Source organism: Streptomyces sp. NPDC002476 (genome assembly GCF_042889785.1).
Taxonomy (GTDB): domain Bacteria; phylum Actinomycetota; class Actinomycetes; order Streptomycetales; family Streptomycetaceae; genus Streptomyces.
Genome location: NZ_JBIARH010000004.1, coordinates 177,032 through 190,910, shown reverse-complemented (window position 1 = coordinate 190,910; position 13,879 = coordinate 177,032). Strand labels below are relative to the sequence as shown.

At 70.3% G+C, this 13,879-nt stretch carries 14 protein-coding genes; 7 read left to right on the top strand and 7 right to left on the bottom strand.

The features are described from left to right. Nucleotides 1–31: 31 nt before the first annotated feature. Genes ACFYXM_RS06645 through pdhA form a run of 3 tightly spaced genes read right to left on the bottom strand, consistent with a single transcriptional unit; the run spans nucleotide 32 to nucleotide 3,794 of the window. Complete coding sequence (locus tag ACFYXM_RS06645) at nucleotides 32–1,591, bottom strand: dihydrolipoamide acetyltransferase family protein (RefSeq protein ID WP_389287470.1); 1,560 nt, start codon at nucleotides 1,589–1,591, stop codon at nucleotides 32–34. Then, the gene (locus tag ACFYXM_RS06640; protein ID WP_389287468.1) at nucleotides 1,591–2,622 is read right to left on the bottom strand and encodes an alpha-ketoacid dehydrogenase subunit beta; all 1,032 of its coding nucleotides are present in this window, start codon (nucleotides 2,620–2,622) and stop codon (nucleotides 1,591–1,593) included. Before ACFYXM_RS06640 ends, ACFYXM_RS06645 begins: the two co-directional genes overlap by 1 nt. Next, complete coding sequence (gene pdhA, locus ACFYXM_RS06635) at nucleotides 2,619–3,794, bottom strand: pyruvate dehydrogenase (acetyl-transferring) E1 component subunit alpha (protein WP_389287466.1); 1,176 nt, start codon at nucleotides 3,792–3,794, stop codon at nucleotides 2,619–2,621. Before pdhA ends, ACFYXM_RS06640 begins: the two co-directional genes overlap by 4 nt. Before the next feature lie 267 nt (nucleotides 3,795–4,061). Between pdhA and ACFYXM_RS06630 the strand changes: the two genes are divergently transcribed. After that, a complete protein-coding gene (locus ACFYXM_RS06630; RefSeq protein ID WP_389287465.1) occupies nucleotides 4,062–4,583 on the top strand; it encodes an Lrp/AsnC family transcriptional regulator in 522 nt (173 codons plus the stop codon). A 72-nt stretch (nucleotides 4,584–4,655) separates the two neighbouring features. On the opposite strand, the gene ACFYXM_RS06625 is transcribed toward ACFYXM_RS06630, so the two are convergent. After that, complete coding sequence (locus tag ACFYXM_RS06625) at nucleotides 4,656–5,249, bottom strand: TetR/AcrR family transcriptional regulator (protein WP_389287464.1); 594 nt, start codon at nucleotides 5,247–5,249, stop codon at nucleotides 4,656–4,658. Between the two features lie 123 nt (nucleotides 5,250–5,372). Between ACFYXM_RS06625 and paaN the strand changes: the two genes are divergently transcribed. Continuing rightward, nucleotides 5,373–7,073 carry a phenylacetic acid degradation protein PaaN gene (paaN, locus tag ACFYXM_RS06620; protein WP_389287462.1) on the top strand — a complete coding sequence of 567 codons (1,701 nt, stop codon included), beginning with the start codon at nucleotides 5,373–5,375 and terminating at the stop codon, nucleotides 7,071–7,073. Nucleotides 7,074–7,308: 235 nt separating this feature from the next. Here paaN and ACFYXM_RS06615 read toward each other — a convergent pair whose 3' ends face one another. From ACFYXM_RS06615 to ACFYXM_RS06605, 3 genes are read right to left on the bottom strand one after another with little or no spacing between them, the layout of a single operon-like run. Continuing rightward, nucleotides 7,309–8,010 (bottom strand): TrmH family RNA methyltransferase, encoded by a 702-nt coding sequence (locus tag ACFYXM_RS06615; RefSeq protein ID WP_389287711.1) that lies wholly within the window; start codon nucleotides 8,008–8,010, stop codon nucleotides 7,309–7,311. Between the two features lie 59 nt (nucleotides 8,011–8,069). Beyond that, nucleotides 8,070–9,383: an HTTM domain-containing protein gene (locus tag ACFYXM_RS06610; RefSeq protein WP_389287461.1), complete on the bottom strand. Its 1,314-nt coding sequence runs from the start codon at nucleotides 9,381–9,383 to the stop codon at nucleotides 8,070–8,072. Further along, entirely contained in the window at nucleotides 9,380–10,192 is an 813-nt protein-coding gene (locus tag ACFYXM_RS06605) for a DUF5819 family protein (protein WP_389287458.1), read from the bottom strand. Before ACFYXM_RS06605 ends, ACFYXM_RS06610 begins: the two co-directional genes overlap by 4 nt. A gap of 118 nt (nucleotides 10,193–10,310) precedes the next feature. On the opposite strand from ACFYXM_RS06605, the gene paaA reads away from it, so the two are divergent. The 5 genes from paaA to ACFYXM_RS06580 are packed head-to-tail and all read left to right on the top strand — an operon-like array spanning nucleotide 10,311 to nucleotide 13,874. Beyond that, entirely contained in the window at nucleotides 10,311–11,324 is a 1,014-nt protein-coding gene (paaA, locus tag ACFYXM_RS06600; RefSeq protein ID WP_389287457.1) for a 1,2-phenylacetyl-CoA epoxidase subunit PaaA, read from the top strand. Continuing rightward, on the top strand, nucleotides 11,321–11,611 hold the full coding sequence (gene paaB, locus ACFYXM_RS06595) for a 1,2-phenylacetyl-CoA epoxidase subunit PaaB (RefSeq protein ID WP_073790700.1): 291 nt from the start codon (nucleotides 11,321–11,323) through the stop codon (nucleotides 11,609–11,611). Before paaA ends, paaB begins: the two co-directional genes overlap by 4 nt. Further along, entirely contained in the window at nucleotides 11,608–12,309 is a 702-nt protein-coding gene (gene paaC / locus ACFYXM_RS06590; RefSeq protein WP_389287454.1) for a 1,2-phenylacetyl-CoA epoxidase subunit PaaC, read from the top strand. Before paaB ends, paaC begins: the two co-directional genes overlap by 4 nt. Beyond that, nucleotides 12,303–12,815: a 1,2-phenylacetyl-CoA epoxidase subunit PaaD gene (gene paaD, locus ACFYXM_RS06585; RefSeq protein ID WP_389287452.1), complete on the top strand. Its 513-nt coding sequence runs from the start codon at nucleotides 12,303–12,305 to the stop codon at nucleotides 12,813–12,815. Before paaC ends, paaD begins: the two co-directional genes overlap by 7 nt. Beyond that, complete coding sequence (locus ACFYXM_RS06580) at nucleotides 12,816–13,874, top strand: 2Fe-2S iron-sulfur cluster-binding protein (RefSeq protein ID WP_389287449.1); 1,059 nt, start codon at nucleotides 12,816–12,818, stop codon at nucleotides 13,872–13,874. Nucleotides 13,875–13,879 lie beyond the last annotated feature (5 nt).

Genomic DNA, 13,879 nt, shown 5'->3' with positions numbered 1-13,879 from the left:
CGGAATCCGCGACCGTTCCCCGGCCGTCCGGCTACAACGTGCGCAGCAGAACCGCTGGTTGCTCCACGCAGTCGGCCACGTAGCGCAGGAACCCGCCCGCCGTACCGCCGTCGCAGACCCGGTGGTCGAAGGTCAGCGAGAGCTGGACGACTTGGCGGACTGCGAGTTCGCCCCGGTGCACCCACGGCTTGGACACGATCCGGCCGACGCCGAGCATCGCCGCCTCCGGGTGGTTGATGATCGGGGTCGAGCCGTCGACGCCGAACACCCCGTAGTTGTTCAGCGTGAACGTGCCCCCGGTCAGTTCCGCCGGAGTGAGCCTCCCCGCCCGCGCCGCCTCGGTCAGTCGGCCTATCTCGGCCCCGATCGACTCCACGTTCCGGGCCTGCGCGTCCCGTATGACGGGGACGACCAGTCCACGATCGGTCTGTGCCGCGAACCCGAGATGGACCTCCGGCAGCCGCACTATTTCCCGCGCCTCCGGATCCACCGTGGAATTGAGCTCGGGGAACCGGGCCAGCGCGGCGGTGCAGATACGCGCCAACAGAGCCAGCACCGACACCTTGGCGCTCGCCGCCGGGCCGCCCGCGCTGTTCATCGCGGCCCTGGCCGCCATCAGCTCGGTGGCATCCGCGTCGACCCAGCACGTGGCGTCGGGAATCTCCCGGCGGCTGCGCGCCAACTTGTCGGCGACCGCGCCCCGTACACCCCGCAGCGGGATCCGCTCCGCAACCGGAACCGCCCCTTGACCCACCGACGCGGGCCGCATCGACGGCGCCGACGGCGCAACCGGCTGCGGGACCGCAGCCGACTGCGAGGCGGTGCCTGTGGCAGCGGAGACGGGGGCGGCGGCACGGACCTCCGCAGCCTGCTCCGACGCCCTGATCGCGGACTCGACATCGGCCCGGAGGATCAGCCCCTCGGGCCCGGATCCCACCAGTCGGCGCAGATCGAGGCCGTGCTGTCGCGCCAGCTTCCTCACCAGCGGCGAGACAACGGCCACCGGCCCCCGCTCCGCGTCGGGAACGGCGGCGCGAGCCACCGGAGCGGCCCCGGCCGAACCGGTCGTCTCCCGCTCGACGCCCGCCACCGCCCACGCCGAAGGACGCACCCGTCGACGGCGTGCCACCGGCGCGCCGGTCCCGTACCCGACGAGTACGTTGCCGGACGACTCCGCCTCACCGGCCCCGGACACCCCCGCGGCCCGGGCCCCGGCCCCGGCACCCGACGACCCGCCGGGTCCCGCGGCCCCCGCACCTCCCACGGATCCCTCAGCCCTCACGGTCCTTCCGGACTCCGCAGACGTCCCAGCCCCTGCGGACGCCTCGGTCCCTCCGTCCTCCCCGGATCCCACCGCCACGGTCAACAGGGGGGCTCCGACCGGAAGTTCCGTACCCTCCTCACCGAACCGAGCCGTCACCACCCCCCCGTACGGGCACGGCACCTCCACCATCGCCTTGGCCGTCTCGACCTCGACGACCGGCTGATCGATGGCGACGACATCGCCGACCTCCACCAGCCAGCGCACGATCTCCGCCTCCGTGAGCCCCTCACCGAGGTCCGGCAGCCTGAATTCGAGTACCTGGGCCATCAGCTCTCCGCCTCCCACTGCAGGCGGGCGACTGCGTCGAGCACCCGATCCACGCCCGGCAGATGGTGCCGCTCCTGCATCGGCGGCGGGTACGGAATGTCGAACCCGGCGACCCGCAGCACCGGCGCCTCCAGGTGGTGGAAGCACCGCTCGGTCACCCGGGCCGCTATCTCACCGCCCGGACCACCGAAACCGGAGGACTCATGGACGACGACCGCGCGCCCCGTACGCCGTACGGAGGCACCGACCGTCTCGTCGTCGAACGGCACCAGCGAACGCAGGTCGACGACTTCGAGGTCCCAGCCCTCCTCGACCGCCGCTTCCGCGGCCTCCATGCAGACCGGAAGCGAAGGGCCGTACGTGATCAGCGTCGCGCTGCGCCCACGTCGGCGGACGACGGCTCGCCCGATCGGCTCGACGGCCGCGGGCGCGTCGGGCGACCAGTCCGCCTTCGACCAGTAGAGCCGCTTCGGCTCCATGAAGACCACCGGGTCGTCGGAGGCGATCGACGCCCTCAGCAGCCCGTACGCGTCCTCGACCGTGGCAGGGGTGACGACATGGAGGCCGGGCGTCGCCATGTAGTACGCCTCCGAGGAATCGCTGTGGTGCTCGACCCCTCCGATCCCGCCTCCGTAAGGCACCCGGACCGTGATCGGAAGCGGCATGGCGCCGCCCGTCCGGTTCCGCATCTTGGCGACATGGCTGATGAGTTGTTCCAACGCCGGATAGGCGAACGCGTCGAACTGCATCTCCACCACGGGCCGCAGCCCGTACATCGCCATGCCGACGGCCGCGCCGAGAATGCCCGCCTCGGCCAGCGGGGTGTCCGTGCAGCGATCGTCGCCGAACTCCTTCGCCAGACCGTCGGTGATCCGGAAGACCCCGCCGAGCGTGCCGACGTCCTCACCGAGGACGTGCACCGTCGGATCTTCGGCCATCGAGTCGCGCAGCGCCCGTCCGAGAGCCTGCGCCATCATGGCGGGCCTGGTCTTCGCGGTCCGCTCGCCGGTCGGCGCCGCTGCGGTGGTCATCGCCCCTCCTCCGTTCCGTCACGGTCCTGCTGGTCGTACCGCTGGTCCTGCTCGACTTCCGACTCCGCGTGCAACAGGGCGGCCTGCTCACGCAGTTGCGTGGTCTGCTCCGCGTAGACGTGGGCGAAGAGATCCATGGGGTCCAGCACCGGATCGGCGTTCATCCGCTCACGCAGCGCCGCCGCCATCCGCTCGGCGGACGCGCGCGCTTCTTCCCTCACACCGTCGTCGAGCAGCCCTCGTTCGGTCAGCTCCCGTTCCAGGAGCTGGATCGGATCGTGCGCACGCCACGCCTCCACCTCGCTGTCGGTGCGGTAGCGCGTGGCGTCGTCGGCGTTCGTGTGGGCATCCATGCGGTATGTCACCGCCTCGACGAGCGTAGGACCGCCACCGCTCCGCGCCCGCGCGACCGCTTCGCCGAGGACCTGGTGCACGGCCACCGCGTCATTGCCGTCCACCAGCCGGCCCGGCATCCCGTACCCCACGGCCTTGTGCGCCAGGGACGGGGCCGCGGTCTGCTTCGCCAGCGGCACGGAGATCGCGAAGCCGTTGTTCTGCACGAAAAAGACGACCGGGGCCCGCCAGACGGCCGCGAAATTGAGCGCCTCGTGGAAATCCCCTTCGCTGGTGCCGCCGTCGCCGACCATGGCCAGCGCCACGACGTCGTCGCCCCGCAGGCGCGCCGCATGGGCCAGGCCCACGGCATGCGGCAACTGGGTGGCAAGCGGGGTGCAGAGCGGTGCGATGCGGTGCTCACGCGGGTCGTAACCGCTGTGCCGGTCGCCACGCAGCAGCGTCAGCGCCTCGACCGGGTCCAGACCGCGCGCCACGGCCGCCAGCGTGTCGCGGTAGCTGGGAAAGAGCCAGTCCTGGTCCTCCAGCACCAGCGCGGCCGCTGTCTCGCACGCCTCCTGCCCGGTGCTCGACGGGTAGACGGCGAGCCGTCCCTGTTTGGTCAGGGCGGTGGCCTGCGCGTTGTACCTGCGACCGCGGACCAGTTCCGCGTAGAGCCGGAGCAGCAGCCCGGGATCGGCGTCGCCCGCGGCATCCGTACCGAGCACGCGGTACGGCTCGGGGTCCGGGAGCAGCGGCGCGGCATCGGTGAGCGGCTTCCAGGCCGGGGGCGGCGTGGGGCGGTAAGCGGCCGCGCCGGGCAGCTCTTGGACCGTCATGACAAGCACCTCCTGGCGTCGAGGGGTTTCGAGCGGCGTCTGTCGGCTTCGGGGTTCGTCTGGTCCCGGGGGGATCGTCCGATGCCGAGGAGTGTCGAAATACATCGAAATGTCGAGCGCTGTCCGAGGCGCGGCTATGGCGTGCCTCACCTACCGATTGTTCGGTCGCGAGCGCATTTTGGCTACAGGCGCCTTCAGCCTGTGGACAAACGGTTATCCACAGCCTGGGATAGGGACAGGTCGTCCAGGACGAGGAGGCGCGGGCACATGGCAGCTGAACAAATGGCCGACGGGATCGCAGAACCCGACCGGATCCCGCCGGCACGCCCGCTCGACGCCGTCGACCGCGACATCCTGCGGCTGCTCCAGACGGACGGCCGCGCCTCAATACGGTCGGTGGCCGATCGCGTCCACGTGTCCCGCGCCAACGCGTACGCGCGGATCAACCGGCTCATCGACGACGGCGTGATCCGTGGGTTCAGCGCCCGCGTGGACCACGAGCGGGCGGGCCAGGGCGCCTCCGCCTACATCACGCTCAAGATCGTCCAGAATTCCTGGCGCACCGTGCGCGAGCAGCTCCAGGCCCTGCCGGGCGCGACCCATATCGCGCTCGTCAGCGGCGACTTCGACGTGCTGCTGCTGGTGCACACCCCGGACAACCGGTCGCTGCGCGAATTGGTCCTGACGAAGATCCAGTCCATTCCGGAGGTGCTCTCCACCCGCACGCTTCTCGTGTTCGAGGAGACGGACCTGGCCCCGGGCCCGGATAGGCCCGCCGAGCTCACCTGACCGACGCCCGCATCGGCGTCGACCACGACCCCGGCGCCGGGTCTCAGCGGTGTCTCAACGGTGTCAGCGGTCTCAGCAGCTGGACCGCATCCCCTCGAAGGCCACCCGGACGAGCGTGTCCGCCAGCCGCTCGCCGTCGGCGCCGCTGTCCGGCTGCGGCCGGTACCACTCCACCAGGGAGTTGACCATTCCGAACAGCAGCCGCGTCACCAGCCGTATGTCCACGTCGGAACGGAGATCACCCTCCGTGACGGCCGCCCCGAGCAGATCCGTCACCCGCTGGTCGAATTCGCGCCGCCGCTCCATCGCCCAGCGCTCGGTCTTCGTGTTGCCCCGCACCCGCAGCAGCAGAGTGACGTAGGGCAGTTCGGCTATCAGCACGTCGACGGTCCGTCGCGTGACGTATTCGACGCGCTCGACCGCCCGCCCGTGTGTGGCACCGGGTTCGTCGAGAATCCCGAAGAGCCCGTCCAACGCCCGGCTCACCGCACGGTGGAGCAGGTCCTCCTTGCCGGTGACATGGTGATAGATGGAGGACTTGGAGATGCCCGCCGCCTTGGAGAGGTGCTCCATCGACGTGCCGTCGTAGCCGCGCTCGTTGAAGACGCGGACGGCGACGGTGAGCAGGGTCTCCGGGGTGTACGTGTCCCGCTTGGCCGTGGTCATGTCCGCGATCCTCCCCTACGAGTTGTCCACAGGTTTGGCGGGCCCCCTTGTCCCGACCGATCGTTCGGTTACTCTAACTCTGTCCACCCGTTCCTGCCCAGCTCGATGAGGAGTTGGTCCGTCATGGCCGCCGAGCTCACCCCGCATCTGCTTTCCGAGAAGCACCGCCCCACGCTCGACCAGGCCCTCGACGCGATCCGTACCCGCGCGTACTGGTCCCCGCACCCCGAACACCCGAAGGCGTACGGCGAGGGCGGAGCCCCAGGCAGCCTGGGCGCCGCCGAGGGCAAGGCCGCGTTCGACGCCGTGCTGCACACCCGCCTCGACCTCGGCCAGCCCGGCACCGACGGCTGGACGGGCGGAGAGGTGTCTCCGTACGGACCGGAGCTGGGCGTCGAGTATCCGCACGCCGACCTGGACGTGCTGCTCCCGGCGATGCGTGCCGGCATGGCCGCGTGGCGGGCGGCGGGCCCCGAGACCAGGGCCCTGGTCTGTCTGGAGATCCTCTCGCGGATCAGCGCCAGGACCCACGAGTTCGCCCACGCCGTTATGCACACCAGCGGCCAGGCGTTCATGATGGCGCTCCAGGCGGGCGGCCCGCACGCCCAGGACCGCGGGCTGGAGGCCGTGGCGTACGCGTACGCGGAGCAGGTGCGCACGCCGGGGAGCGCCGACTGGTCCAAGCCGCAGGGCAAGCGCGATCCGCTCCGGCTGCACAAGTCGTTCACCGCGGCTCCCCGCGGCATCTCGCTGCTGATCGGGTGCAACACGTTCCCCACGTGGAACGGCTACCCGGGCCTGTTCGCCTCGCTGGCCACCGGCAACCCCGTCCTGGTCAAGCCTCATCCGCGCGCCGTGCTCCCGCTCGCGCTCACGGTCCGGCTGGCCCGCGAGGTGCTCGTCGAGGCGGGCTTCGACGCCAACCTGGTCGCCCTGGCCGCCGAGCGGCCCGGCGAAGGCATCGCGAAGACCCTCGCCGTACGCCCCGAGATCAAGATCATCGACTACACCGGGTCCACCGCCTTCGGCGACTGGCTGGAGGCCAACGCCCGCCAGGCGCAGGTGTACACGGAGAAGGCCGGGGTCAACACGATCGTCCTCGACTCCACCGACGACTACCGGGGCATGCTCTCCAATCTGGCCTTCTCCCTCTCGCTGTACAGCGGCCAGATGTGCACCACCCCGCAGAACCTGCTGATTCCCCGCGACGGCATCTCGACCGACGCCGGCGACAAGACGTACGACGAGGTCGTCGCCGACATCGGCACCGCGGTCGACGGCCTGCTGGGAGACGACGCGCGGGCGGGCGCCCTGCTCGGCGCCCTCGTCAACCCCGATGTGAAGGCCCGGCTGGAGGCGGCCGCGGGGCTGGGCGAGGTCGCCCTGCCCTCCCGCGCTGTGGTCAACCCGGAATTCCCCGACGCCGTGGTCCGCACGCCCGTGATCGTCAAGCTGGATGGCAACAAGCCGGACGACGCGGAGCACTACATGTCGGAGTGCTTCGGACCGGTCTCCTTCGCCGTCGCTGTCGACTCGGCGGCCGACGCCGTGGAACTGCTCCGCCGTACGATCCGCGACAAGGGCGCGATGACCGTCGGTGCGTACACCACCTCACCGGACGTGGAGCGCGCCGTCGAGGACGTCTGCCTGGACGAGTCGGCCCAACTGTCGCTGAACCTCACGGGTGGCGTCTACGTCAACCAGACCGCGGCGTTCTCCGACTTCCACGGCTCGGGCGGCAACCCGGCAGCGAACGCGGCTCTGTGCGACGGGGCCTTCGTGGCCAACCGCTTCCGTATGGTGGAAGTCCGTCGCCAGGCGTGACACCGGGCCGGGCGACGAGGAGCCGGCCGGGGGCGAAGGGCCGGGCCTCGGGTCACGGTCAGGGGCAGGGTCATGGGCCGAGGTCGGGTCCGGGAGCCGAGAGCCGGGAAACCAGCAACGGCACCGTACCCGCGTCCGTGTCCGCATCCGCGCCCACATCCGCGACCTGGCCTCGCCGGATGTTCCCGCCCGCGCCAGGAGTCCTGAGGCGGCGCTTGCCCTGTTGCTGCCCCGGCTACTGCCCCGGCTCCGGAATCTCCGCGTACCGCTGCACCCACGCATGCATGGCGATCGCGGCGGCGGCGCCCGCGTTGATCGACCGTGTCGACCCGAACTGGGCGATGGAGCACACCATCGCCGCGTGCTCGCGGGCTTCCTCGGTCAGCCCGGGCCCTTCCTGTCCGAAGAGCAGCACGCATCGACGCGGCAGCTCGGTGCGTTCCAGCGGAACCGAGCCCGGAAGGTTGTCGATGCCGATGATCGGCAGGCCTTCCGCGGCCGCCCACGTGGTCAGCGACTCCGTGTCGGGGTGGTGCCGCACGTGCTGGTACCGGTCGGTGACCATCGCACCGCGCCGGTTCCAGCGCCGTCGCCCCACGATGTGCACCTCCTTGGCGAGGAACGCGTTCGCGGTCCGCACCACGGAGCCGATGTTGAAGTCGTGGCCCCAGTTCTCGACCGCCACGTGGAAGTCGTGCCGCCGCAGGTCCAGGTCGGCGACGATCGCCTCCCGCGTCCAGTAGCGATAAGCGTCGCCGACGTTGCGCCGGTCCCCGTGGGCGAGCAGTTCGGGGTCGTACCGCTCGTCCACGGGCCAGGGCAGGGGATGCGGGCCCACCCCGACCTGCGGCCCGAACCCGTCGTCGTACTGCACGGGCTCCGCCGCCGGTCCGGGCGCACCGGACGCCACGGGTCCTGGCAGCTCATCGGTCGGCAGATTCCCGCCGATGCTGCTGGTGCGGCCGATACCGCCGGTTCTGCTGCCGTTCTCGCTACTCACCCGACGAGCGTATGACCCTCGCTGCCGACTTGCTGCGGGGCCTCCTCGGCATCGGTGGAACGCCGCTGACCGGGCACCTTCACCTTCCGCCCGAACAGCAGCCTCCGCCCGTGGGTCATCCGGTCGCCGAGCCACACCAGGAAGACGGTCGGCAGGAACACGGAGTCGGCGGCGATCATCGCCATGGAGAAGAAGGGCAGCCCGAGCAGCAGGGCGATGCCGACGTGCTCACAGATCATGACGGCGAGCAGGACGTTCTTGACCTTCCGGTTGAACAGGGTGAACGGGAAAGCGACCTGCACGATCACCGTGCCGTAGCTCACCAGCATCACGATCACACCGCTGGACGCGAGGATGTCCGACAGCGCCGGCCACGGCGCGAAGTAGTCGAGCTTCAGCGGGTAGTACAGCGCCGTACCGTCCTGCCACCTCGAGCCCTGGACCTTGTACCAGCCGGCCGTCGCGTAGATCACACAGACCTCGGCCATGATCACGACGAGGGCGGCGTTGTGGGCGAGGTTGGCGACGACGTCGAGCAGGGTGCGCATCTCGCTGTGCGGGGCGCGCCGGTTCACGATCCACCAGAGCCCCTGGCTCACCCAGAGGATCCAGAGAAGAGCCGGGAACCACCAGGTGCCCCCGAGGCCGTCGGTCAGCGTGGCCGCGATCAGGACCAGGCCCAGTGCTGCCCAGAGAACCGGGCCGACCGCATCCCGCCGCACGGGCCGCGCCGGCTCGTCGGCGTTCGCCTCCGCGGGCGCGTCCGCCTGCCCCGGCGCCTCGTCGCCCACCGGAGGCGGAAGGGCCGTGAGACCGGCGGCACGCGCCGTACGGGCCGCGCGTCGCGCGTCCAGCGACCAGACCTGCCCGCAGCGCGTCAGTACGAGGTAGATGGCCATCAGATGGATGACGTTGTCACCGCCGTCGCCCATGAAGATGCTGCGGTTCTGCAGGGAGAGCACACCGACCATGAAGAGGACCGACGCGGCGCGGGTGCGCCATCCGACCATCAGCAGCGCGGCCGAGAGCAGAGCGACCGCGTACACGATCTCGAACCAGACCGTGCTGTCCGACCACATGAGCGTGGTGAACGCCTGGTTGCCCGATATGAGCTCCCGCGCCATGTCCCAGTGCCACGGAGCATCGGGGCCGTACATCTCATGGCGGTTCGGTATCTCGCGCAGCAGGAACAGCAGATAGGTGGCGGAGAAACCGATCCGGATGACGGCGCTCTGGTACGGGCCGAGGGCCGTGGAGGTGACGCGCTGGACGGCGCGGGCGAGCTTGCGATCGAGGGAGAGCGTACTCACTTGTCGGCCCCCTCGGCGTTCCCGGCACTCATCGCGTTCCCGGCTTCCTCAGCGTCTTCGGGAAGATCGGCGGAGGTCACGGTCCACCACGGCAGCACCCGATAGGACGGCTTGGGGCTGATCTTCTCGTTGCTCCAGGCGGGCGCCCCGACGGACCGGACCTCGGAACGGAGCTGGATGCGCTCAATGGTGCCGCCGTAGTCGTGTCCGGTGAGGCGCCGCATCGCGATGCGGCGTATGTAGCGCTCGGACAGTTCGCCGCGCACGCCGTTCGCCCGGTTCTCGTTGTCGTGGGAGTTGATGTAGAAGTCCCAGGCGCGTCGCAGCTCGTTCTGGTGGATGTGGCTCGGTATGACGTTTCCGCGTATCGCCTCGGTGTCCTCACCGGTCAGGCTCATCCAGGCGGTGGTGCGCCGGCCGTCGTCCCCCGCCACCTCGGCCCGTACGTGCACGGCCACGTTCTGCTGGAGCGGGTTGGGGGCGAACAGTTTCCAGTTCTGCTCGAACTCCGGGTAGATCCAGTCGTCGACCGCTTCGCCGTGCTGCTTGGTCAGCGTGTTGGACGGCGCGACGTGCAGGAAGACCATGGCCAGGTGGCCGCAGGCGAGAAGTCCGATGACCGACAGCGCGATCGCCGCAACGGCCTGGTACGGCAGCGAGAGCGCGGCCACGCCGCCCGGGGAGGCACGTCCCGGCCCCGGGGCGGCGCCGGTCGGCGCGTCCTCGCCCTGCCGCGCTCCGCGCCGCTGCCGCCCCGGCTCGGCACCTCCGTTTCCGCTCTCGCCGTCCGTTTCGTCGTACGAATCCATCCCGCCCCGATCCCCGTCGATCCCGGTGAGTTGTCCACAGGGTTGACACCCTACGGGCCGCCGACTCACCATTGTAGACAACGAACCGAACGATCGGTCGGTCGGTAGGGAGTCCGGGATGACGGCAGTGACTGCGGGCCAGACGACGAAGACGGGGGCAGGCGGGCCCGAGGGGGCCTGCGGCACGGACGAGGCGCTCGAAGCAGCCTTCGACGCCGCGGTGGCGGCGGACGAACGCATCGAGCCCCGCGACTGGATGCCGGACGCCTACCGCGCCTCGTTGATCAGGCAGATGGCCCAGCACGCCCATTCCGAGATCATCGGCATGCAGCCGGAGGCCAACTGGATCTCACGAGCGCCCTCGCTGCGCCGCAAGGCGATCCTGATGGCCAAGGTGCAGGACGAGGCAGGACACGGGCTCTATCTGTACAGCGCCACCGAGACGCTCGGCGTCGGCCGCGAGGAGCTGCTGGACAAGCTTCACGCGGGCCGCCAACGGTATTCGTCGATCTTCAACTACCCCACGCTGACCTGGGCGGACGTCGGAGCGATCGGCTGGCTGGTGGACGGCGCCGCGATCACCAACCAGGTACCGCTCTGCCGCTGCTCCTACGGCCCCTATGCCCGGGCGATGGTCCGCATCTGCAAGGAGGAGTCGTTCCACCAGCGCCAGGGATACGAGCTGCTGCTCGCCCTCAGCCGCGGCACCCCGGCCCAGCAAGAGATGGCGCAGGACGCGGTGAACCGCTGGTGGTGGCCGTCCCTGATGATGTTCGGTCCGCCGGACGACGCATCCGCCCACTCGGCACGATCGATGGCCTGGAAGATCAAGCGGCATTCCAACGACGAGCTGCGGCAGCGCTTCGTGGACATATGCGTCCCGCAGGCCGAGGCCCTGGGACTCACCCTCCCGGATCCGGACCTTCGATGGAACGAGCAGCGTGGGCACCACGACTTCGGAGCGATCGACTGGGCGGAGTTCCAGGAGGTCCTCAAGGGCAACGGTCCGTGCAACGAAGAACGCCTCGGCCAGCGCCGCCGGGCGCACGAGGAAGGCACCTGGGTCAGGGACGCGGCGGCGGCGTACGCCGCGAAGCACACACCGGTACGCAACGGGGAGGCGACGGCATGAGCAGCTCGACCGAATGGCCGCTGTGGGAGGTGTTCGTGCGCTCGCGCCGCGGACTGTCCCACACCCACGCGGGCAGCCTGCACGCCCCGGACGCGGAGATGGCCCTGCGCAACGCACGCGATCTGTACACCCGCCGCTCCGAGGGCGTCTCCATCTGGGTCGTCCCGTCCGCCCAGGTGACGGCGTCGTCGCCGGACGAGAAGGACTCGTTCTTCGAACCGGCCGCCGACAAGCCGTACCGGCACCCGACGTTCTACGACATCCCCGAAGGGGTGAAGCACCTGTGACCGCGGCACTCGCCCTGGGCGACGACGCGCTGGTGCTCTCGCACCGGCTGGGGGAGTGGGCCGGTCACGCCCCTGTCCTGGAGGAGGAGGTGGCGCTGGCCAACATCGCCCTGGACCTGCTGGGACAGGCCCGTGTGCTGCTCTCCCTCGCGGGCGACGAGGACGAGCTGGCGTATCTGCGCGAGGAACGCGCGTTCCGCAACGTCCAGTTGGTCGAGCAACCGAACGGCGACTTCGCCCACACCATCGCCCGGCAGCTCTACTTCTCCGCCTACCAGCACCTGCTGTACGAGCGACTGGCGGCGAGCGGCGGTCCCTTCGCCGACCTGGCCGCGAAGGCGGTCAAGGAAGTCGCGTACCACCTGGACCACGCGGAGCACTGGACCGTGCGGCTCGGCGACGGCACGGACGAGAGCCATGAGCGGATGCAGCGCGCCGTGGACGCACTCTGGCGGTTCACCGGTGAGCTGTTCCAGCCCGTCGAGGGAGTGGAGGTCGACTGGCCCTCGCTGCAGGACAGTTGGTCGAAATCCGTCACGGACGTGCTGGAACGGGCCGCGCTGACCGTGCCGGACGGCCCGCGGTCCACAGCATGGACGGCGGGTGCGGGACGCCAGGGCATCCATACCGAACCCTTCGGCCGGATGCTCGCCGAGATGCAGCATCTGCATCGCAGCCATCCGGGGGCGACATGGTGACCGAGACCCTTCTCGAAGCGGAACTGCACCGGCTGGCGGGCTCCGTGCCCGATCCCGAGATGCCCATGCTGACCCTCGACGAACTGGGAGTACTGCGGGGCGTGGAGGTGCTCGCACCCGGACGGGTCACCGTGCGTCTCACCCCGACGTATACCGGATGCCCGGCGATCGAGGCCATGTCCGCCGACATCGAGCGAGTGCTGAACGACCACGGCATAGCGGAGGTCTCCGTGGTCACCGTCCTCTCCCCGGCATGGTCCACGGACGACATCAGCGCGGAAGGACGGCGCAAGCTCGCCGAGTCCGGCATCGCGCCCCCGCGCCCGCACGACGCCTCGTCCGCGGCCCCCGGCGCCGGCCCGGTACCACTCGCGCTCTCGGTGCGCTGCCCGCACTGCGGCTCGACCGAAACGGAGTTGCTGAGCCGGTTCTCCTCCACCGCGTGCAAGGCGCTGCGCCGGTGTGTGGCGTGTCACGAACCGTTCGACCACTTCAAGGAGTTGTAGATGTTCCATCCGCTCCGGGTCCACGCGATCGAACGGCTCACGGACGATTCGGTGGCCGTCACCCTCGCCGTGCCGCCCGAGCTGCGCGACACCTTCCGCCACAAGCCCGGTCAGCACCTCAACGTGCGCTACACCGTCGACGGCGAGGAGATCCGCCGCTCGTACTCGATCTGTTCCCCGGCCGCCGGGGAACCGGCCGACCCGGTGCTGCGCGTGGGGATCCGGCTCGTCGACGGCGGCGCGTTCTCCACCTACGCGCTGAAGGAACTCTCCGTGGGCGACATGGTCGAGGCGATGCCCCCGATGGGCCGATTCGTGCTCGTCCCGCGCCCCGGGCGCTTCGCGGCGATCGTCGGAGGCAGCGGGATCACACCGGTGCTGTCCATCGCGGCGACGCTGCTGGAGCGGGAGCCCGACGCCGTCTTCTGCCTGATCCGGAGCGACCGGACAGCCGGATCGACGATGTTCCTGGACGAGGTCGCCGACCTGAAGGACCGTTACCCGGACAGATTCCAGCTGGTCACGGCGCTCTCCCGGGAGGAACAGCAGGCGGGTCTGCCCTCTGGCCGACTGGACCGGGACCGGCTCGGCCGACTGCTGCCCGCGCTGCTCCCGGTGGCGGAGACGGACGGCTGGTATCTGTGCGGACCCTTCGGCCTGGTGCAGGCGGCGGAAGGCGCGCTGCACGACCTTGGTGTCGACCGGACGCGCATCCACCAGGAGATCTTCCATGTGGACGACGCCCCGGAGTCGGCCACCCGGCCCCGGCCCGCAGCACCTGCCCACAGCAGGCTCACGGCGACCCTGGACGGCCGGTCCGGCACCTGGCCCGTTCAGGAGGGCGAGTCGTTGCTGGAGACGGTCCTGCGCAGCCGCTCCGACGCGCCGTACGCCTGCAAGGGCGGTGTGTGCGGGACCTGCCGGGCGTTCCTGGTCTCGGGCGAGGTCCGGATGGACCGCAACTTCGCGCTGGAACCCGAGGAGACGGACGCGGGATACGTGCTGGCGTGCCAGTCGCATCCGGCGACACCGGAGGTGGAGCTGGACTTCGACCGCTGAGCGTA